Source organism: Candidatus Tisiphia endosymbiont of Nemotelus uliginosus (assembly GCF_964264835.1).
Lineage (GTDB): Bacteria > Pseudomonadota > Alphaproteobacteria > Rickettsiales > Rickettsiaceae > Tisiphia.
This window is the reverse complement of record NZ_OZ183485.1, coordinates 675484-697967: the sequence shown is the minus strand read 5'-3', so window position 1 is coordinate 697967 and position 22484 is coordinate 675484. Positions and strand designations below refer to the sequence as shown.

General features: G+C 33.0%; 17 protein-coding genes, 3 tRNA genes and 1 pseudogene. 12 read left to right on the top strand and 9 right to left on the bottom strand.

All coding sequences use genetic code 11. From position 1 onward, the window contains the following. Positions 1-13 precede the first annotated feature (13 nt). Positions 14-3190: an FAD-dependent oxidoreductase gene (locus ACFELV_RS03065; RefSeq protein ID WP_375326703.1), complete on the top strand. Its 3177-nt coding sequence runs from the start codon at positions 14-16 to the stop codon at positions 3188-3190. On the opposite strand, the gene ACFELV_RS03060 is transcribed toward ACFELV_RS03065, so the two are convergent. From ACFELV_RS03060 to ACFELV_RS03020, 9 genes and pseudogenes are all read right to left on the bottom strand, one after another. Beyond that, positions 3182-3508, bottom strand: coding sequence for a DciA family protein (locus tag ACFELV_RS03060; RefSeq protein ID WP_375326702.1), 327 nt, complete (start codon positions 3506-3508; stop codon positions 3182-3184). The two genes, ACFELV_RS03065 and ACFELV_RS03060, sit on opposite strands and share 9 nt — an antisense overlap. Beyond that, entirely contained in the window at positions 3505-4509 is a 1005-nt protein-coding gene (locus ACFELV_RS03055) for an MraY family glycosyltransferase (protein ID WP_375326701.1), read from the bottom strand. The genes ACFELV_RS03060 and ACFELV_RS03055 overlap by 4 nt, the downstream gene beginning before the upstream one ends. A 568-nt stretch (positions 4510-5077) precedes the next feature. Continuing rightward, entirely contained in the window at positions 5078-5884 is an 807-nt protein-coding gene (locus ACFELV_RS03050; protein ID WP_375326700.1) for an SDR family NAD(P)-dependent oxidoreductase, read from the bottom strand. Between the two features lie 248 nt (positions 5885-6132). Then, positions 6133-6663 carry a c-type cytochrome gene (locus tag ACFELV_RS03045; RefSeq protein WP_375326699.1) on the bottom strand — a complete coding sequence of 177 codons (531 nt, stop codon included), beginning with the start codon at positions 6661-6663 and terminating at the stop codon, positions 6133-6135. Positions 6664-6842: 179 nt separating this feature from the next. After that, positions 6843-6917: transfer RNA gene (locus ACFELV_RS03040), tRNA-Gly, on the bottom strand. A 681-nt stretch (positions 6918-7598) separates the two neighbouring features. Beyond that, complete coding sequence (locus tag ACFELV_RS03035) at positions 7599-8384, bottom strand: succinate dehydrogenase iron-sulfur subunit (protein ID WP_375326698.1); 786 nt, start codon at positions 8382-8384, stop codon at positions 7599-7601. A 137-nt stretch (positions 8385-8521) separates the two neighbouring features. After that, positions 8522-10348, bottom strand: a pseudogene (gene ftsH / locus ACFELV_RS03030) (ATP-dependent zinc metalloprotease FtsH); the annotation flags it as partial. Between the two features lie 10 nt (positions 10349-10358). Next, the gene (tilS, locus tag ACFELV_RS03025; protein ID WP_375326697.1) at positions 10359-11690 is read right to left on the bottom strand and encodes a tRNA lysidine(34) synthetase TilS; all 1332 of its coding nucleotides are present in this window, start codon (positions 11688-11690) and stop codon (positions 10359-10361) included. A 110-nt stretch (positions 11691-11800) separates the two neighbouring features. Next, complete coding sequence (locus ACFELV_RS03020; protein ID WP_375326696.1) at positions 11801-12220, bottom strand: hypothetical protein; 420 nt, start codon at positions 12218-12220, stop codon at positions 11801-11803. Positions 12221-12449: 229 nt separating this feature from the next. Between ACFELV_RS03020 and ACFELV_RS03015 the strand changes: the two genes are divergently transcribed. From ACFELV_RS03015 to tig, 11 genes are all read left to right on the top strand, one after another. Continuing rightward, on the top strand, positions 12450-13934 hold the full coding sequence (locus tag ACFELV_RS03015; protein WP_375326695.1) for an Npt1/Npt2 family nucleotide transporter: 1485 nt from the start codon (positions 12450-12452) through the stop codon (positions 13932-13934). Positions 13935-14456: 522 nt separating this feature from the next. Then, positions 14457-14531 (top strand) — tRNA-Gln (locus ACFELV_RS03010). A 288-nt stretch (positions 14532-14819) separates the two neighbouring features. Beyond that, positions 14820-16121: an MFS transporter gene (locus tag ACFELV_RS03005; RefSeq protein ID WP_375326694.1), complete on the top strand. Its 1302-nt coding sequence runs from the start codon at positions 14820-14822 to the stop codon at positions 16119-16121. Between the two features lie 194 nt (positions 16122-16315). Beyond that, a complete protein-coding gene (locus ACFELV_RS03000) occupies positions 16316-16732 on the top strand; it encodes a 6-pyruvoyl trahydropterin synthase family protein (protein WP_375326693.1) in 417 nt (138 codons plus the stop codon). A gap of 18 nt (positions 16733-16750) precedes the next feature. Further along, positions 16751-16864 carry a divalent cation tolerance protein CutA gene (gene cutA / locus ACFELV_RS02995; protein ID WP_375326692.1) on the top strand — a complete coding sequence of 38 codons (114 nt, stop codon included), beginning with the start codon at positions 16751-16753 and terminating at the stop codon, positions 16862-16864. Positions 16865-16904: 40 nt separating this feature from the next. Continuing rightward, entirely contained in the window at positions 16905-17048 is a 144-nt protein-coding gene (gene cutA, locus ACFELV_RS02990) for a divalent cation tolerance protein CutA (RefSeq protein WP_375326691.1), read from the top strand. Positions 17049-17547: 499 nt separating this feature from the next. Next, a complete protein-coding gene (locus tag ACFELV_RS02985) occupies positions 17548-18750 on the top strand; it encodes a dicarboxylate/amino acid:cation symporter (protein ID WP_375326690.1) in 1203 nt (400 codons plus the stop codon). A gap of 162 nt (positions 18751-18912) precedes the next feature. Beyond that, positions 18913-19341, top strand: coding sequence for a universal stress protein (locus ACFELV_RS02980; RefSeq protein WP_375326689.1), 429 nt, complete (start codon positions 18913-18915; stop codon positions 19339-19341). Between the two features lie 113 nt (positions 19342-19454). Continuing rightward, the gene (gene dapE, locus ACFELV_RS02975) at positions 19455-20603 is read left to right on the top strand and encodes a succinyl-diaminopimelate desuccinylase (protein ID WP_375326688.1); all 1149 of its coding nucleotides are present in this window, start codon (positions 19455-19457) and stop codon (positions 20601-20603) included. 208 nt (positions 20604-20811) lie between these two features. After that, positions 20812-20896 (top strand) — tRNA-Leu (locus ACFELV_RS02970). 188 nt (positions 20897-21084) lie between these two features. Further along, on the top strand, positions 21085-22428 hold the full coding sequence (gene tig, locus ACFELV_RS02965; RefSeq protein ID WP_375326687.1) for a trigger factor: 1344 nt from the start codon (positions 21085-21087) through the stop codon (positions 22426-22428). Positions 22429-22484: the final 56 nt, after the last annotated feature.

Sequence of the window (22484 nt, the reverse complement as noted above, 5' to 3'; positions counted from 1 at the left end):
TTAGTTTCCGGAAATGGTATTACGTATGAAACTTGCTTTTGGGTTAGATTTTACTGACTTAAATAACCTAGAAGGCCTTAAAAAGTTAGATCAAATTTTCCTTCAATTTCTATGTGACCATAGTTTCCCTCTTTATGAAAAACTTTTATCCTGGAGAAATGATTCTGATCAAGTTGATCACAATTATTATTCAGAGTTCTTATTAGACATCTCCCCTATTTTCGATGATTTTTTAGCACAACTTTTTGGTATTGAAAAAGAAATAGACAAATTACGATTGAGCCATAAAGAATTTGATATAATTTATGAATGTAAAAGAAAGTTCGTACACCGTGTTGCGTTAAAAAAATATCCATATGAAAAATTAGAAGAGTTGAATTTTAATAAACTATTAAGCTTTATAGAACAATTTTTAGGAGTAGGTTTTACTGATGATAAATTTGCGCATCAGATATTAGCATGGCAATTAAATAAAGAAAAATACTCGCATGAGCTAAATGAAGCGGCAAAATATGCAGCCTTTATGGTTTATAATAATACGAATAGTATATTGTTTTCAACGCCTAGTAAAATTGAGCACGACGATTTAATTGATCTTAATAAGATAGCTAGGTATAAGCAACGGGTAAGAGTAGGGTTTGATTTTTTTGATCCTGAATTTAACTTAAATAGAGCTTTAAACGAAGCTCATTATTGTATTTATTGTCATAAAACGGGTAAAGATTCATGTTCTAATGGTTTGTTTCCTGCTAGATCTACTAATGAGAGTAACGCTTTAAAATTAGGGTGTCCTCTTAAACAGAAAATTTCTGAAATGAATTATGTGAAAGCAAAAGGCTTTAATTTAGCCGCTCTTGCTATTATTATTATTGATAACCCTATGGTAGCTGCTACTGGTCATAGGATTTGCAATGACTGCGCTAGTGCGTGTATCTATCAAAAACAAGAACCTGTAGATATCCCTCTGATAGAATCTAATATTTTGCAGGAAACATTATTATTGCCTTACGGGGTAGAAATATATTTGTTACTGACTAATTGGAATCCTCTTAATATTTTTTATCCATTACCTTCTATCCTCTCTAATTATAAAATTTTAGTAGTGGGGCTTGGCCCTGCTGGCTTTAGCTTATGCTATTATTTATTACGAGCTGGCCATAATGTAGCGGCAATAGATGGCTTAAAAATTAACCCACTACCTTTGGATATTAATAAACCAATTAAATATTGGATTGATTATAAAAAAAACCTATCGGAGAAAGTACCATCTGGTTTTGGAGGGGTTGCAGAATATGGCATTACTCCAAGATGGGATAAAAATAATTTAATTATATTACAATTGCTATTACAACGAAATAGACATTTTAGGTTGTTTAGTGGGGTAAGCTTGAGTAGTAATATAATGGTTGAACAAATTATAGAACTAGGTTTTGATCATTTAGCCATATGCACCGGAGCGGATAAGCCTAAAATGGTAAAGATGAAAAATTTTCTTGCCAAGGGAGTAAGAACTGCTTCTGATATTTTAATGACGATTCAATCCGGCGGAGCATTTTTAGAAGAATCTATTACTAATTTACTTATTAGAATGCCTGTTATTATTATAGGAGGTGGTCTTACTGCTGTGGACGTAGCAGTTGAAACATTATTTTATTATAAGTTACAAGTAGAAAAGTTTTATAATAAATATCGAGCCCTAGTTAAGCAGCACGGAATAAGCTATACTGAAAGAAACTGGACCGAAGAAGACAGATTAATAGCATGCGAGTTTATTTCCCATGCTAAGTTGTTTAAGGCGGCTCAAGATAAGGAAAGTGTTTTGACTATCCTAAATGAGCTAGGAGGAGCGACAATTTTTTATAGAGGTAAACTAAAAGATTCTCCTGCTTATAAATTAAACCCGGATGAAATAATGTATGCTATGGCTACGGGAATTAAGTTTGTAGAAAATATGGAACCTCTAGCAATTAATGTAGATAAATATGAATATGCTGAATCGATAGAATTTAATAATTTAGGTAGTAAGAAGAAAATTCTCGCTCGAACAGTAATTATGGCTATAGGAACCGACAATCACCGGGATATTTTTAAAAATAGTTATAATAAACAAATGATTGCTAATAGGTCTCTGGAAGAGAAAATAACTTATTTTGGTGATAGTAATCCTTTATTTGCAGGGAGCGTGGTTAAAGCTATAGCAAGCAGTAAAGAAGGGTATAGGTTTATTAGTAAAAAGCTTTTGAAGAATCCACCTAATTTCCCTGGTAATTATTTTAAATTTTTTGCTAAGCTTGATTGGTTACTAATCAGTTATATTAAGGAAATTACTCTTTTGTCTACTGATATAATAGAACTAGTAATCCATTCACCTTTAGCTGCTCGAAATTTTCAGCCAGGTCAATTTTTTCGTCTGCAGAATTATAGCAATGAGATATCAAAAATTATGGAGCCTTTAGCTCTTACCGGTGCTTATGTCAATCCTGAAAAAGGCTTAATTAATTTAATAATTTGGGAAAAAGGAAACTCAAGTAAATTATGCAGAACTTTATCAAAAAATGAGCAGGTAGTTTTGATGGGGCCAAGTGGTAAACCAACTGAAATAGTGAAAGATACTACATTAGTTCTTATCGCTACTGGTATTGGGAATGCTCTTTTACTTTCCGTTGCACAGGCCCTTAAAAATAATAATTGTACAATAATTTATTTTGCGGGTTATAAAAAATTACAAGATAGGTTTTATCAAGAAAGAATAGAAAACTCAGCAGATATAGTGATATGGTGCTGTGAGGAAGAAATTTTACCAAAAAATAGAGCCAGAGATATGAGTATTAAGGGAAATGTTTTGGATGGTATAAAGCTAGCATATTTGAGTAAATTTCAAGAATTAACCAAGTCTCTAGCTCAGACTAGTAGAGTAATAGTGGCAAGTAGTCCAAAAATGATGGAAGCTATTAAAGATATAAGAGAAGAGGTTTTTGGTAATGATATTCCAATGATAGTCAGTATAAATTCTCCTATGCAATGTATGATGAAAGGTATCTGCGGGCAATGTATTCAAAAAGTTACCAATAAACAACAATATATTTTTGCTTGTGCCTGCCAAGAACAAGATGCTAAAATAATTGACTTTAAAGGATTAAAAAATCGTTTAGAACAAAATTCTTTACAAGAAAAATTATGGTTAGTTTGAGCGGGGCTTTGCTGAATATATAGTAGTTTTTAATTGATGGATAGCCTTAAAGCCTAAGTAAACAGAGATACGTTCTATTATTATATGTTGATGAAACGAAAGTTCTAGCGCAATACTTGAGTTTTCTACCTGTACATGTAAAATATTTAATACTTGTCCTTTTTCTCTAATAGTTCCTATTTTTAGTGGAGTAGTTTGAGAGCTAAACTTAGGGCCAACAATTTTATCCCAATTAATCATGATTTCAGCAAGTAAAGGGTGACGTTTTCCGAAAATTCTTTTGATAATTATATTTATATCATGACTGAGCAGTTTCATAGGGTAAAATTAATTATTGTAATCATTACTACTAATATAGCAAAAATAATGGATATTAAAGGGAGATAAAGGGAAATGATAGAAAGTAGCATAAGCAATATGTTGCACAATATTATTCTACTTACTATTTGTCTATGGGTTTTTCCATTTCTTACAGCCTTTTGAAAAAAATGCTGTAAATGAGGTTGCCAAATCTTTTCTTTATTTAGCAGCCTAGTTAAAATAGTCAGCCCTCCATCTGCAAGGTAATATAAGCTTGCAATAGAGGAAGCAATAAATAAATGCGACCCGGAAGCAGATACTAATAATAAACTTAAACCTAGCATAAAACCTAAACTTATACTTCCTATATCACCTAAAAAGATTTTAGCAGGGCTCCAGTTAAACATTAAAAAGCTTAAAGAGCATGCTAAAATCAGTATATTGAGTACTACTATTAAATGTAAGTTTATTATAGTGTCAGTTTTTAAATAACATAATATCAACAGGGTAATAGACAAATGAGTAGCTTCCGCACAACTAATACCATCTATCCCATCAAGAAAATTATAAATATTCAAAAAAGTAGTTAAAGTAATTACTACCAATAGAAAATCAATAGTTGCAGGTAATTCATGATGAAATAATGAATGAGGAGATAAAAATAACTTAGCGGCTATTGCTGCACAAATGATGTGAATAATTAATCTGGTAAATATGGATATAGAAGTAAGATCATCCCAGAACGAAATTATCGCAATGATACCTAGTACAGGTAAAAATTTAATAGAGTTGGTTAGAGAAGAAGTTGAAAAATACTCATAGTTACTAAAGCCAATTATTATAACTATAACTATTGCAAGTCCCCCACCTCTAGGAGTAATTTTGCTGTGAGCTCTGCGATTATTTGGGATATCTACTAGCCCTAAACTCGGAAGAATAGGAATTAAAACCAGAGTCAGGAGGCTAGTAGCTATAAAAGCTAGTAAAAATAAAATACTATAATGAAAAAAAATCTCCATAAGACCTAATTGTCAACCCGTGAGAAAATTATACTTTTACTTGCCCAGAGTCTAATATGTATACTGCAGCCGCTCCTATATCAAAATAAAATTAGGGTTTTTGATATAGTAGTAATATACAAGTTTGAGATAATTAGCCAATATTAACATATAAAAAATAAATAATAATTCAATTATTTTAATAAAATTTCTTCTCGTGATAGAAAATTAATCAAGCTTTAATACAAAGAGCAAGATGAGAATAATATCATTTCCGAAAACTAATCATCTACGTTCGTCGTACTTCATGATCTTCTGCTCCTCACGTATACGTCTGTCACACTACTGGACAAAAATAGAAGATGGTTGAAAAAACATATTATTTTAAGTACAAAATGTTATTTTTGAGATAATAATTGCTAAAAACGAGCTTTAGCAGATAACAATTTTTGTATTTTTTCAACCATCTTCTATTTTTGTCCAGTAGTGTGATACGTCTGTACGCGCAGGTAGCGGGCACTCATACTCCTAGTGCTAATTTAGTTTTAGGTAAATGGTATAATTGCCTTGCCCCAACTTCTTGACCAATTTATTCTCCATTAATGCTTGGTTTTCCTGGTAACTTAGAGTTAATATAATCAAGAAGCGGATAAGGAAGGAGACTGATAATTTTAAGAATAAAATACATGATTTTTGGAAATACTATAAGCCCTTTCTTATTACTAATACCTTTAATTATAATTTTTGCTGCTTGCTCAGCAGAAATTTTAAAGGGCATAGGAAATTTATTAACCTGTGTCATTGGTGTATCAATATAGCCGGGGACTACTACACATATTTGCACATGAAAGCGCTTAAGATAAGATCTCATAGCTTCTCCAAAAGTTTTAATAGCCGCCTTACTTGCTGAATAAGAAGGCGCACTAGCAAGAGGAAGCAAACCTGCCATCGAACTTATAAGCACTATAGTTCCGTATTTGCGTTTGATCATCATTGGTAAAGCTGGCAAAATAATATTTAAGGAACCGTTTAAATTGGTAGAAAAGATTTCTTTTATTTGCATAGTTGATTCTGGATGATTTAAAGTACCGGCTGATACTCCTGCTGAAGTAATTATAATATCAATATTATAATTATTACAAAATTTTTCCATATAGGTAGCTGTTAGAATAGTGTCCTTAACGTCACAAATCACTTCTACTATCTCAGCTTGACGTTTCTTACAAATATCTGCTACTTCTCTAATCCTCAATTCTGATCTAGCAAATAAAATTAAACATACTCCCTTATTAGCATATTGTATCGCTAGAGCCCTGCCAAGTCCGCTAGAGGCCCCTGTTATTAGAATTGTTTTAGACTTCTGGCATAAGTCGTATCGAGATGGTAATTGGGGCAATAGACCTCTTGCATAACCTAATCTAATTGGTAATTTTGTTGTCAAAACTCGTCTCCGTTCCTCACGTACAATTTAAGTACGCAGCTCGGCTCGACTTCGTTTTTCCTAAAAATTCCTCAATTATCTTTAGGTTATGCAAGAGGTCTAATGAGCCTAGATTCGAATCCTCACATACCATCCCGTACGCTGTGGGTTGAGGTTCGGTGTCTCCGGCAAATTCCTGAGCTAGAGAGTAGTCTGTAAGAAGTTTATTGTGAATCATGCGCAAATGTTTTTAAAAATGCTACTACATCTGCTATATCTTGAGGTTTATTTAACCCCGCAAACGTCATTTTTGTGCCAGGGATATATTGATTAGGCTTATGTAAAAAATGGAATAAACTTTCCTCATCCCAAATTCCTCCTATATTAGTTAAAGCAGTTGAATATTTGTAATTTTCTACTTTTGCCTTTTTGGACCCTACAACATTCCATAAATTTGGGCCAACTTTATTTGCCCCATCCTTATCAAATGTGTGACACATTAAGCATTTTTTGATTATATTGCTGCCAGCTTGCGCATTGGCATTTTTCATTAATTCTGCTACATTAATCGGTTCGCTTGCCCCAGTTTTGCTGATATCATCTATGGAGTTGTCTGTTACTGCTATAGTATAGCCTCGGGATTCAGGATGTAAGAGAGGTTTATATAGAATGTTTGCTATGAATCCGACCATCATTGCAATTAAGCTGGCTAATAAAATAGAAGCAACAATTTTGTTTAACTCTATCCCAGACATGTTCTTATCTCACAAGGATTATATGACATACTTTATCTGCTTTGAAAGATCTTATGGACAACTTTGGGGTCGTTTAGCACTGTGATAATATTTACGCTTGTTTATTGCAATTTGTGTTAATGAAGAATAGTCGGTAAGATAAAAATATAATAACTTTATTAATCTAGTTATTTTTGTATTGGAGCGGGTGAAGGGATTCGAACCCTCGACTTCGACCTTGGCAAGGTAGCGCTCTACCCCTGAGCTACACCCGCTGAACTCCAATTTATGGTAAGATTATTCACTCATAAATTAGTTTTGATACAGAAATTAAGTTCTGGATCCTTATAATAGACTTCTTTTGAAACTCTACTCGAGCTGGTAATTTTGATAATGAATCTAGGCTCAAATCCTCACCTACACTTACGTACGCTGCAGTTTGAAGCGAGGAGCCTTCTTCAAATCCCCTACCAGAAGCAAGCTCTAAAAGAAGTCTAATGTATTTTCTATATTAAGTAGCTAAACAAATCTAATAGTGAATTAGCTATAAAGTTGCTTGTTGCTTTCAACCTACCGTAATTCAACTAAATTCACTCCCTATAAAAAATAATAAAATATAGATTACTCTTACCTCAAATTAGCTAAATAACCTGAACTCGACGTAACAAGTTACATCGAATTTCAGAGGAATATATAGAAACAATCAGGTTTAAAGCGGTTTTACACCTGATTGTTAAAATCATCTTGAATGATAAAAAAGTTAAAATGCATACAAAAAACCGCTGCGAGTATGCGTTTTGCTTTCTAACAAAGCCAATTCGATATAAGAATTATTAATTCTTACATCGAATTGAGGTTAAATAGGTTTTCTATATTATACAACTATTAATGTCAGGATAAATATAAGGAAATACTATAAAAAGATCAAGAAGAAAAATATACTTAACTATAAAATTCTATATCCCTTGCCTTTCTATTATTTGTCTCTTGATTGCCGCAATAGCTTTAGCTGGATTTAAACCTTTTGGACAAGTTTTAGTACAATTCATAATTGTATGACAACGATATAATTTAAAAGGATCTTCTAAGCTACTCAGTCTTTCTCCATTGTACTCATCTCTAGAATCCATAATCCATCTATAGGCTTGTAGTAAAATTGCAGGTCCTAAATATTTGTCTCCATTCCACCAATAACTTGGGCAAGCAGTAGAACAACACGCACATAAAATACATTCATATAAACCATCTAATTTTTCTCTATCTTTCAAAGACTGCAATCTTTCGCTATTTGAAGGAGCTGGACTATCAGTTTTTAGCCATGGTTCTATTGATTCATATTGAGCATAAAAATCAGACATATCTGGTACTAAATCCTTTATGACCCCCATATGAGGAAGAGGATATACTTTAACATCTCCCGCAATCTCTTTAATAGGTTTAATACATGCCAAAGTGTTAGTGCCGTCTATGTTCATAGCACAGCTACCACAAATTCCTTCACGACAAGAACGCCTGAAAGTTAAGGTAGAATCTATTTCGTTTTTTATTTTAATTAAGGCATCCAAGACCATAGGCCCAGTTTTTTCTAAATCTAATTCGTAGGTATCCATTCTAGGATTGTCTCCAGAATCAGGATCATATCGGTAAATTTTGATATTACGTAGACTTGCTGTAGGAGCGGAAGATTTATGTACTACACCTTGATGAATCCTGGAATTTGGTGGCAACCTAAATTCTGCCATAATCTATTTCTCATTTTATTTAGTTTAATCACATCTAAGTATAACTAGCGTTAGTTGGTTAAGGAATAATTAAATTCTCTACTACTTAGGCAGCCGGCACTTTATTGCTCAGCAGAGCCTTAAGCATTACTTTGAGTAGGAAATAAATTTTCCGCTTCGGAATTCAAAGACCTGTCACTTAATAAATTTTTAATCTGCTGTCCTGATAGGGTTTCATGTTCGATTAACATTTTAGCTAATAAATGTAGTTGTTCAATATGTTGCGTTAATATTTCTTTAGCAAAATCATATCCTTTCTCAATAATTTTCTTTACCTCTTTATCAATTATTTCTGCAGTATGGGGGGAACTATGACTATTGCCTGCTCTTCCATGACTATATAAATCTTCATTAGCTGACCCATAATATATTGGTCCTATTATCTCACTTAATCCCCAATCTGTTACCATAGCTCTAGCCATTTGGGTTGCCATTTTAATATCTGAAGAAGCGCCAGAAGTAACTTTAGATGAGCCAAAGATCAGTTCTTCTGCAACTCTACCTGCCATAGCTACTGCTATATCAGCTTCCATTTTATCACGAGGCATAGAAAAACGATCATTTTCTGGTAATCTCATTACTAGACCAAGGGAGCTACCTCTTGGGATGATTGTTGCTTTATGAATGGGATCAGAGGCAGGACAGTAAAGGCCAACTAAAGCGTGTCCACCTTCATGATAAGCAGTTAATTTTTTTTGTTCCTCAGACATTACCATAGAGCGCCTTTCTACACCCATCAGCACCTTATCTTTAGCTTCTTCTAAATCGCCCATATTAACTTCTTTTTTGCCTTTACGTGCAGCGATTAATGCAGATTCATTAACTAGATTTGCAAGTTCTGCCCCAGAAAATCCAGGTGTTCCCCTGGCAATAATTCTGGGGAGTATATTTTTAGCACATTTTATTTTTTTTAGATGTACTTGCAAAATTTGTTCTCTGCCATCTATGTCTGGATTAGGTACAGTAATCTGGCGGTCAAATCTTCCTGGTCTTAACAAGGCAGTATCTAATACATCAGGCCTATTAGTGGCAGCAATAATTATCACCCCTTCATTATCTTCAAACCCATCCATTTCAACCAACATTTGATTTAAGGTTTGTTCTCGCTCATCATTACCGCCGCCCATACCAATTCCTCTATGGCGGCCTACTGCATCTATTTCATCAATAAAAATTATACACGGTGCATTACGCTTACCTTGCTCAAACATATCCCGTACACGACTTGCTCCTACCCCAACAAACATTTCTACAAAATCAGAACCAGAAATACTGAAGAAAGGTACATTAGCTTCTCCTGCTATTGCTTTAGCTAATAAAGTCTTACCAGTACCTGGGGGTCCGATAAGTAAACATCCTTTTGGGATTTTACCTCCAAGCTTTTGAAATTTGCTTGGATCTCTAAGAAAATCAACAATTTCAGTTAATTCTTCCTTCGCTTCATTAATTCCCGCTACATCTTTAAAAGTAACTTTAGGGCCTTTATCTGAAATTAATTTTGCTTTAGATTTACCAAAGCCCATGGCTTTACCTCCGCCTTGCATTTGGCGCATAAAAAACACCCACACACAAATCAATAAGATCATGGGGAACCATGATACAAATATACTAAATAAGGAATTCATTTTGGTATCCGGAGGGGTTACTTCAATATGAACCCCATTATTATTTAGCCGATTGATAAGGTCTGCGTAATCAGGTGCATAAGTAGAAAAGACAGAACCGTCATTTAGAGTACCATTAATTGTTCTACCTTGAATTTTGACAGAGTTAACAGATTTTTCATCAATTTTTGCTAAGAAATCTGAAAAAGCAATATGACTTTTTGCTCCCATGAAGCTGTCATTTTGAAAAGCATGGAAAGTAAGTATCACTAAAACAAAAACTGATACCCAAATTAGAATATTTTTACCTTGATTGTTCATCTATATTAACCTAATAGAAATGTGTAAAACGTGATACAAAGCTAGGATAAAAACAAACCGAAATTTCCTTCCCTAAGCTTTCATCATTATAGTATGATAGATGGGGCATGGCTATAACTTTTTCAAGTATTTTGATAGCAGGTAGAGTAAATAAAATTGCGATATGGTTATTAAAACTGAGATTTTTTAAAGTTGCTAAACCTAAATTGTCTCTTATCTCAGAATAATTTTTTATTGTTAAATTATCAATAAAATATTTTTTGTTTTCTAATTTTAGAATATGGCTATTAAGGTTAAAAAGAAATCTGTGATCCCAAATACAGTTGTTATTGAGTATTATAGAAGGAGGCTTTTCTCTTCCAAACTCTCGGTATATTATAAGGTTATCGTTAATCTTTTTAATTATACATCCATGAAACGTTTTAGTAAAATTAGAGAGTTGGTATGTTAGTTCAATTATTTGGATAATAGTTGCGGTTCTACTAAGGTAATTTTTGCCGCTAATAGTTATCAAGGTAAAGTTAATGGCTTGTTTTTGAACCTCATTAGCAAATTCTGTAAGTTTTAATAAATTTATTACAGCAAAACCTAAATCATAAATTTGCACTGCTTCTGCAATACAAGCAATAAGTTCGAGACGTAACTTGCCTTCTACTTGTTGATTAACTGCTAATTGTTCTTTCATTACTTGATTTTTTTTGTTTTCACCTTCTAGGTTTAATTTTTTTCTAATGACGTTTCGTAGATATTTATCAGATAAGTTAGTTTCGTCTTCAAACCATTGAATATTATTGGTAACCAAATATTTAGTTAGTTGTTGTTTTGGAATATTGAATAATGGCCGGACTATTCTAATATTATTATGCCACATAATGTAATTACTACTTAGGCCAAATATACTACTTTTCTTTTCTAACCTTATACAATAATTTTCAATATAATCATCTGCATGATGGCCAGTAAAGATGGTCAGAATATCTAATTTTATACATAGCGCTGTCATTAATTTATAACGAGCTTCTCTTGTTCTTACTTGTAAATTAGACAAATTATTTTTAGCATAAAAATGCAGTTGATAATGGGGATAGCCTAATTTATGGCTTAAATCGCGTACATATTCATTTTCTAGTTTAGAATTACTACGTAAATGATGATCTATAGAGAGCACGATTAGGTTGATATTACTGCTTTGGGCCCATCTATGTGCAAGCATTAAAAGTGCTATTGAATCAGAACCACCAGAAACAGCTAAGGCAATAGTTGGGGTAGAGCCAATATCTAATGCATTAATGCTATCTCCAATTAAATTATTAATATTATTTGTGAATTGTTCATATAGCATTATAAACTCTGGGCTTTAAGAGTGCAGCTGCTGTCTTGCTGAGTTAGGTTATAGAACCTAATTCTTTTGATTAAAATTATTTTAAACAAAAGAATTAAGGTTTAGCTAGTTTATTTGGTAGATAAGCTGTTACTATTAGTTTTATGATCTGCCTCATTGTTTTTAGGGGTGTTGATAGTTTCTTGACTATTCGCCTGGTCCTTTTTTAACGCTAATATTCTTTTTTTATACTTCTGCTCCTCAGCTAGATAACTCTGTGCTTCCTGACTAATTCTTTTAAATAATTCACGTTTCTCTTTATTTACATTAACTATTTTAATTCTATATTCTTTGACTTCTTCCCTGACTTTTTGGGGAATGCCTGCAACATATGAATCAAATTCATTAATAATTTTTTGTAATTCATCATTAGTATTATTCTTATTAAGATGTTTAGGGGTAGAGGTAGCAGTAAGCTGGGCAGCCAAGCTATGAGAATTGAATAATAATAGTCCTAGTATAGTGGTTATTAATCTAATTTTTTTGGTCATGAAAATCTCCTAAATATTTATTAAACAAAAGTTTGTATTAGTTCTTGCTAAATATCAAAACTATTGTTATCTTTTAATTAAACACAATATACACTATAATATCCCCCCTTAGTCAATTAAAAGATCCATAATATTGCGAATTTATAATTGCTGCATGCGAATCATTTAGTTTGACTTTTTCTTAGCTTTCTATATCATGCGTTGATATTAATTATTAAGTAAAATAAGTATGAGTAAGGCACAAAATAATAGTTACTTTTCAGAAATGAGAAAAGTCATTTGGCCCATTGAATGGTATGAAAATAAAAAGTTTCTACCTATGGCAGCTATGATGTTTTGTATTTTATTAAATTACTCTACTCTTAGGTCAATAAAAGATGGATTTGTTGTAACTGCGATAGGGCCTGAAGCTATTAGTTTCCTAAAAACTTATATAGTTTTACCTATAGCTGTAATGGCTATGGTAGCTTATGTGAAGCTTTGTGATGTATTAAAACAAGAAAATGTTTTCTATGTAGTGACAGGTTTTTTTATTGCATATTTTGCACTATTTACTTTAATTTTATATCCTTATCCCGATTTAGTTCATCCTGATCCTAAAACAATAAGCGCATTGAGCCAAGAATATCCTAATTTTAAGTGGTTTATTAGAATAATTGGTAAATGGAGTTTTGCAACTTTTTATGCTATGGCCGAACTTTGGGGTAGTATGATGCTAAGTTTGTTGTTTTGGCAATTTGCTAATCAGATTACTAAAACTGAGGAAGCAAAACGTTTTTATTCTATGTTTGGTATGTTGGCAAATTTATCTTTGATAGCTACAGCATATATTGGTGATTACTTTTTAAGGGAAAATACTCAAATAGTAGCAGAACATTTAAAATTTATACCTTTACTACTTATTATGATAATTAGTGGTCTGGTTATTATATTATTATATAGATGGATTAACCAGAATGTGCTAACAGACCCTAGATTCTATGACCCAGGCAATAAAACGACTAAGAAAAGTAAAGTGAAATTATCGCTTGCAGAAAGTTTTAAGATGATTTTGACTTCAAGATACTTAGCTCTTATTGCTTTATTAGTACTAGCTTATGGTGTGTCAGTAAATCTTGTGGAAGGTGTATGGAAAGCAAAAATTCTTCAATTATATCCAAATACAGAAGAATATACTAGATATATGACTCATTTCCAAGGGTGGCAAGGGTTTACTGCTATATTATTTATGATTATTGGTAGTAATATTTTAAGAAAAGTATCATGGTTAACTGCTGCTATGGTGACTCCGATAATGATGCTAGTTACTGGTATTGCTTTCTTTATATTTATTTTTTTTGATAGCGAGATTGCAATGTATGCCACAGGCATACTTACTTCTGGCCCTCTAGCAGCAGCCGTTATGATTGGTACGGTGCAAAATATTTTAAGTAAGGCTACTAAATATTCATTATTTGATGCTACTAAAAATATGGCATATATTCCTCTGGATAAAGATTTGAGAATAAAAGGTCAAGCAGCGGTAGAGGTTATAGGAGGTAGATTTGGTAAATCTGGTGGCGGTATAATCCAATCAACATTTTTTATTTTACTTCCTTCCTTTACTTTTGCTGAAGCTACCCCCTATTTTGGCGGGATATTTTTTGTTATTGTAATTTTATGGGTATATGCTGTTAAAGCTTTGAATAAAGAATATCAAGAGAAAGTAAGTTAGTTATTAGACTTCCTGCAAATAGTGCAAAAAAGCCCTTGAGATTTTTAGCAGCAATTCCCGCTAGTAATCTTCTAAAAACAGCAGAGGGACAAGGTTTTACTGATAAAACAGTAGATTTCTTTTAGAGCTCGCTTCTGATAGGGGATTTGAAGAAGGTTCGTAGCACGAAACCGCAGCATACTTAAATGTAGGTGAGGATTTGAGCCTAGATTCATTGTCCAAATTACCATCGCCAGTAGAGTTTCGAAATAAGTCTAGTGTAAAAATTAAATCTGAATTAGACTTAGATATCAGGCTTGTCAGACCTAGCGGGAATTGTGGGATTTTGAAGAAAAAAACGAATCCGAACCGAGCAGTCGTAACATAGACGATTGTTACTAGGCGGGAGGCCATGTTTTGACGACAAAATCACCAACTAGGCCGATTTATGCAGGAAATCTATTGTAAAGAGCAACGCAAAATATCAGATTATATTTGACTCACGCATTGTTTATTGTTATAAGGTTTTATCGATGAAATAGATGGGGCGTAGCCAAGTGGTAAGGCAACGGTTTTTGATATCGTCATTCGGTGGTTCGAATCCATCCGCCCCAGCCAATAATTCCTTGTTCTCACCTTTTTGTTGATTATATTAAATAACTTAAAGAACATCTCAAGATTAATATTAAAAGTTAATTTTTTATATTCAACTATTTAATTTTATCTACTCTAAAATTATTAATAGACTTTTTGCAGAATTCGCTTTTGCTAGGGAATTTGGAGGAGACACGAAACTTCGACCCGCAGCGTACTTGAGTAGCAGTTAGGATTGGCAATCTAGGCTCAACGCACAAATTGCCATCTCGAGTGGCATTACGCAAGAAGCCTAATATAGACAAGGGAATTATGGGAAATAAATCTACCAGCAAAAGACCTGCTCATGTAAAAAAATATAATAGTTGGCGTATTAGAATTTTATATTCAATAATTATTGGCTACTCAACTTTTTATTTGTGTCGACAAAACTTTAATATTGCAATGCCTGCTTTAATGGAGCATTTTGAAGTAACTAAAACCCAACTTGGCTGGATTTTAACTGCCGCTTCTATAGTATACGGTATAGGAAAATTGTTAAACGGTTTTCTTAGTGATCGATCGAATGGACGTATATTTATGGTGGTTGGGCTTGGAATTGTAGGCATAATAACTCTTGCTGCCGCTTTTGTACCTAGTATTTTAATATTAGGGCTTCTATGGATATTGAATAATTGGTTTCAGTCTATGGGCTGGCCTCCTGCCACAAGAATGTTAACCCATTGGTACGCGCCTAAAGAGTTAGGAATGAAATGGTCGTTAGGGGCTACTTCTAATCAGTTAGGAGGAGCGATGTCTATGATAATATGTGGATATTTAGTTGAGACTTATGGTTGGGAGTCAGCCTTTATAGTTCCTGGAATAGTGGCTTTAATAATTTCTTTATTTTTGTATAATAGGCTGCGTAATTCTCCAGCTGATGTGGGACTGCCGATAGTAGAAGAGTATAAAGAGTGTGAGTTACCTACTAAGGAGGAGTATAAACATTTATCAATATCTGCTTTACTAAAACTAATATTTCATAATAAATTAATGTGGTATGTTTGTATAGCTAATATGTTTGTTTATATGGTGCGATTAGGAATCGTTTTTTGGGCTCCGCTCTTTTTGTATCAGTTAAAAAATATCTCTATTTCAGACATTGGGTGGCAGTTGGCCTCATATGAAATGGTAGGTTTAATTGGAGGAATTGGAGCAGGATGGATGTCAGATAAAATATTTCATGGTAGGAGAGGCCCGGTAGGTTCAGTTTTTATGCTGGCTTTATCTGTTACTTTGATTTTATTTTGGCAACTTCCGTCAGAATATGAAGGGTTAAGCTTAATTATTATTACTTTAGCAGGGTTTTTTGTATCAGGCCCCCAAGTGTTAATCGGAATTGCTACCGCAGACTTTACTAATAAACAGGTAGTAGGTACTGCAAACGGTCTTTCTGGATTATTTGGTTATCTTGGTTCTGCTATCGCTGGTATATGTGTGGGCTGGATTTCTGATGGTTTTGGCTGGGACGGGGTGTTTATCTTCTTTAGCTTAGCTGCTTTTTTAGGAGCAGCATTTTTTGCTTTAACCTGGAATTACAATTCTAGGATAGGTTATGGTAGTCAATTGATATAATACCATTTCCGAAAACTATCTACGTTCGTCGTACTTCATGATCTTCTGCTCCTCACGTACTAGTATGTATGGGCAGGTAGCCGATAAAATCTAACTCTTGAAACCCATTGAGTATAAGGGTGCTCTTCCTGCTAGTTTTAAATTTAAATTTTTAGGAAATCAGTTGAATTTTCTTAACTTGAAGTTATATAATTATGATACAATGTACGCGTAAAATTGAATTTGATGCAGGACATAGAATTATTGGGCATGAAAATAAATGTCAATTTCTGCACGGGCACCGTTATGCTTTAGAGGTAACAGCGCAGTCTACTGTTACAGATTCTCTGGGTATGGTGGTAGATTTCGGATACATGAAATTAGTGATCAAAAAATGGATAGACGCTCATTTTGATCATAACCTTATTCTACATCAAAATGATAAAGAAATGGGTGATCATGTAGCACGATGGACTGGCCAAAAAATCTACTACCTGCCCCAAAACCCAACAGCTGAAAATTTAGCATTGCATTTAAAAACAGATATATTACCAAATTTATTTACTAATACTGATTTTATGATCACAAAAGTAAAATTATTTGAAACACCTAATTGCTTTGTTGAGGTATAAGTGGTACAAAGTTGTTGTATGATTTTAACTACTTCTAATGATCAACAGGTAGTAAATCAAATAGCTAATAAGTTGTTAGAAACAGGGTTAGCTGCTTGTATACAAGTGGATAATATTACCAGCTATTTTTAAGTGGGAAGGTAAGATTTCTACGCAATTAGAATATCGTGTTGTGGTAAAGGCTAAATCTACGGATTACCGCAAGATAGAAAAATTAATTACTACCCTCCACAACTATGACCTGCCACAAATAATAAAGTTAGAGATTCAAGATGGATTACCTGAATATTTAAATTGGATAATGCAAGGGATCTAAGTTTAAAAGAGTGTTTATTAGAGCCCCCGTTATTTTTAAAAGCAATTCAGAGTTATGAAGGAGTTTATATGACCTTCGGAAAGATTTTGTTTCTGTAAAGCAGCTTCAACATATCTAATTAACTTAATTAGTTAATCTAGTTTTGAGGTAAGAAATACTATTGCAATCAGGGCGGTAAATAGGCTCAACCACTAACAAAGTAGTCTAAATTTATAACACTGCTGCAATTAAGTATTGTTATTATCTTAGTAAGTCAATTCGAGATAAGGATGTTTATGTTTAGCTCGAACTTAACGCTAAATTTGCGTATTCATCAATAGACTTCTTGCATAATTAACTTCTGCTGGTAATTGGTGCAATGATCCGGTACTGCCAATCCTCGCGTACACCTAAGTACGCTGCGGCTTCAGGTTCGGTGTCTTCTACAAATTCCCTAGCATAAGTTAATTATGCAAGAAGTCTAATAAAAACACTCTATAATTTTTAATTAAGGATAAGTATGAAATTATGGATGAAAGTTACCCTAGGTTTAATATTGGGTATAATGGTAGGTAGATGTTTTCCTCAATATGTATCTTATATCAAGCCTATAGGGGACATTTTTTTGCGTTTAATTAAAATGATTATTGCTCCTTTAATATTTTTTAGTTTAGTAGCAGGCATAACTAGCATGAGTGATCCTTCAACCCTTGGGCGCGTAGGCATGAAATCGGTTACAGCATTTTTAGGGACCACTTTGTGTGCGGTAGTATTTGGTATCTCAGTAGCCCTTATATTAAAACCAGGGCATGGGGTGCATGTAAATTTTGATTCAGCAGTAACTATTGCTCCTGCAAAAACCTTCAATTTAATTAATTTTTTTGTAGAAATTATACCTGATAATGCAGTAGCAGCTTTTGCACATTCTAACGTATTACAAATAGTGTTTTTTGCAATATTTTGTGGAATTGTCATAAATAAAATGGGAGCTACTACCGCTCCAATTAAAGATTTATTTCATTTATTTTCAAAAATAATTTTAAAAATGATATCAGTTATTATTCAATTCTCCCCCTATGGAGCATTTGCTTTAACTGCCTGGGTAGTTGGTACCCAGGGGCTAGATATAATGATTAGTTTATCAAAGCTAGTAATTTCAATAGTGATTGCCATGTTATGCCAATACGGGATTTTTGGCATTCTAATTTATGTATTTGGTCGTATATCTCCATTACCTTTTTATAAAAAAAGCCTAGAATATCAGCTATTAGCTCTTTCTACTGGTAGTAGTAAAGCAAGTTTAGGTACTACCATGAAAGTGTGTCAAGAAAAGCTTGGCGTCTCAGAATCTAGTACTTCTTTTATACTGCCACTTGGGGCCTCCATTAATATGGATGGATTTGCTATTAATCTAGGGCTTACTACTATATTTTTTGCTCAAATGATGGGGATAGATTTAGCTTTGCATGATTATTTAGTTATTATTTTAACCTCTACTCTTGGCTCAATAGGAGGAGCTGGAATTCCTGGAGCTTCTTTGATAATGTTGCCAATGGTATTATCATCAGTAAATATGCCAATAGAGGGAGTAGCTATGATAGCCGGCATCGATAGAGTGTTAGACTTATTGCGAACTGCAATTAACATTACCGGCGATGCGACAATTACCTTGATTATCGATAGCAGCGAAGGAACATTAGATAGAGAAAAATATTTTTCATAAGTTTGTGAAAGAAGATTGAATTTAGTGGTATTTATTTGAATTTAAGTAGTCAACTTTAACTAGCTTGCAAGAATAGTTGTTCTTGTATTGAACTTAAGTTATATTAAGATCAAATTAGTTGATATAAATTTAATCGTGCCAATTTATTGTTGAGAGGTGTTTATGTTTCAAAATATAATAATACCAGTCGATCTATCAGAAAAACAATCCATTAAAATTATCTTGTCTAAAGCTTTAGAAATTGCCGATAAATTTAAAGCAAAATTACATTTTATTTATATTATTTCAGATTTCGGTATAAAAATGGTCGAAGATTATCTACCAAAAAATTGGGCAAAGGTGCAAAAGGAAAAATATCAAATGCAGATGCAAGAATTAGTAAGCCAATATGTGCCAAAGGAGAGAGCGGTTGAATTTTATGTGGGTCGAGGCGCAATCTATGATAAAGTAATTCAATATACTAATGATGCAAAAGGTGATTTAATCATTATTTCAGCAGTAAGGCCACAATTCAGCGGGTATATGTTAGGGCCCAATGCCTCTAAAATTGTTCGTCACGCTAGTGTATCTGTATTAGTGATCAGAGAATAGTGATACCAATTTGTCTAAGATTTTGATATCTGATAAGCCTTGAATTTTAGATAAGCATAAATATTACTTACCTTAGACTTGATTAATAGCAAAACAATTAACACAATATTCTTATGTATATAAATTTTCTTAAGGAGCTAATTGCTTTTCAATCTATCACTCCTAATAGCGCAGGATGTATAGAGTATATTAATAATATACTAGCAAAAAATGGTTTTAAAACAGAAATGAGGATATTTGGGGTAGAAGATTATCAGGTAACTAATCTTTACGCGGTGTATGGTAACTCAAAACCTAACATTTGTTTTGCTGGCCATGTTGACGTCGTATCGGAAGTCGATAAAACTTTATGGTTTAAGGATCCTTTTATTGCCAATATTATAGATGATAAAATCTATGGTAGAGGAGCAGTAGATATGAAAGGCGCAATAGCATGCTTTTTAGCGGCTAGTTTAGATTTGATTACATTGCATCCTAAGCTCAATGGCTCAATTAGCTTTTTAATTACCAGTGATGAAGAAGGAAAAGCGGAACATGGCACTAAAGAAATGCTTAAATACTTACATTTAGACGCTCATAACTTAATTGATCTGGCTATTGTGGGAGAACCAACAAGTGAGCAGCAAGTAGGGGATACTGTAAAAATTGGTAGACGAGGAAGTATTAATTTTGACCTGGTTTTATATGGAACAGCTGGCCACGTAGCATACCCCAACCAAGCAAATAATCCAATTCCTTGCTTAATATATACATTAAATAATTTAATTAATTATCGTTTAGATGAAGGCAGTAAATTTTTTCAAGAATCTAATTTAGAAATCACTTCTATTGATGTAAGTAACAACACTACTAATGTCATTCCTAGCAAAATTACCACAAAATTCAATATTCGTTTTAATGATAATCATTCATCTGATAGTATACTAAAATTAATAGAACAAATTATCCAGCGTCACTGCTTAGAATATCAAGTAGAATATAAATTAAGTAATGTGGTTTCAGCTGATTGCTTTATTCAGGAACCAAAAGGGTTAATTACAGATTTTATGCAAGTAGTAGCTAATACTACTCAAATAGATACCAAATTCTCTACTAGTGGGGGAACCTCTGATGCAAGATTTATTAAAAATTACTGTCCTGTGGTAGAATTTGGATTACTGTATAGTACAGCTCATAAGATTAATGAGTATACTAAAATTATTGATTTACAAAGACTATATCATGTGTATTATAACTTTTTAGCGAAATGTTTAGTTTTTTAATTTTTACCTAACTACGTTAGAATAACTTAATGGTGATTGTTCCGGCTGTAAAATATCAAATTTTTTTGAAATATTAACTAGTTATCATTTAATAAATTTAAGTAATATTTGTTAATCAATAAAATAAATATAACTTAAATAATTCTTCAGAGGCTAGGTTATTCTGGAATAAATTAAATAACCTAATATATTTTTTCTAATTGACCATGCGGGTGTGACGAAATTGGGAGACGTACTAGATTTAGGTTCTAGCGCTGCAGAGCGTGGGGGTTCAAGTCCCTCCACCCGCACCATACCAACCATAATTCATTATAAGAACTTAAGTGGAAAAATAACTTGATTAGTCTTTAGGTAGGAGCATTTTGCGTAATGTTTTTACAAAATTTGATCATCCTGCAGATAATCTGTGAATTATTCTAGTCTAATTTTTCTGTAGGTTTTATATATATACTATTTTAATATTGCTAATGAGAGTTTCAGTATGCAAGTTACAGAACTTAAAAATGATGAGCTGAATTTTGAAGCCAAACTGTTGATCCCTTGGGTTAAAATTGCCAGCGAAATACAGGAAGAATTAACAATTTTAGCAAAACAAGTTAAAGTTGATGGGTTCCGTGTTGGCAAAGTGCCAATTCAAATTATTGAAAAAAAACATAAAAGTTCTGTGCAATTTAAGGTCATACAACGTGCCGTCTCTCAAGCTCTAAAGGATATTATTAAAAGTTATAATCTAAAGATAATAGGAGATCCTCAATTAGAACCTTCACTCGAGAATCTTTATAATAAAGAAGACGAGGATGTGGAATTTACTGTAAAATTTGAATTATTACCCAATATTGTTTTACCAGAATTTAAGCAAATTATTATTACTCGTCCAAAGCTCATAGTTCAAGAAGAAGAAATTAATAATCAGCTTGCTAGGTTAGCTGCTAGTTCAAGAACCTACCCTATCGAAAGTCAAAATCAAGCAGAAAATGGACAGCAAGTGACTATTGATGCTACGGGGTACATTGATGGAGAAGCTTTTGCCGGAGGAGAAGTTACTGATTATAAATTAGTGTTAGGTAGTAATACCTTTACCGATAATTTTGAAGAGCAGCTTATCGGCGCTAAAGTTGGAGAAGAAATAGAAGTGAATATTACTTTCCCGGCAGATTATCATTCAAAGGAACTTGCTGGGAAAGCCGCTAAATTTGTGGTGCAAATAAAAGCTATTCATTCACCAGAAGAAGTAGTTATGGATGATGAGTTTGCCAAAAAATTTAATTGTGATACCCTAGAAGTGCTACGTAATAAAATTGCTAAAAAAATTGAGGAAGAAGTAAGTGAATCTATCCTTACTATAATGAAAATGAGTTTATTTGATCAACTAGAAACAATGTTAACCTTTCATATACCTAAAACATTGATAACGCAAGAAATTAATATACTAAGAAGTCAAATAGCAAAGAATAGTGATTCTAATGTAGTGCTGAGAAACAAGACAGAAGAAGAAATTAACGAATATTATCATAAATTAGCTTTACGCCGGGTTAAGATAGGTTTAACATTAGCTGAATATATGAAAGTTAAAGATCTACATATTAATCAAGAGGATGTCAATAAAGCAATTATAGCCCAAGCAAGAAATTTTCCTGGTCAGGAGCAGTTAATAGTTGATTTTTATCAAAAAAATCCTAAAGCAATAGGGAATTTAACAGGCCCTGTATTAGAAGAAAAAACAGTCCAACATATTTTTGAGAATGAAGTAACCTTAAATGAGAAAGGGTATACCAGGGTAGAACTAGAAGAATTTTTAGCCCAACAGGAAGATCGGGTAATATAAAATTCTTACTTCTTTAGGTAGGGATTATTTTTTCTATTATTTAAAGCTGAATAGGA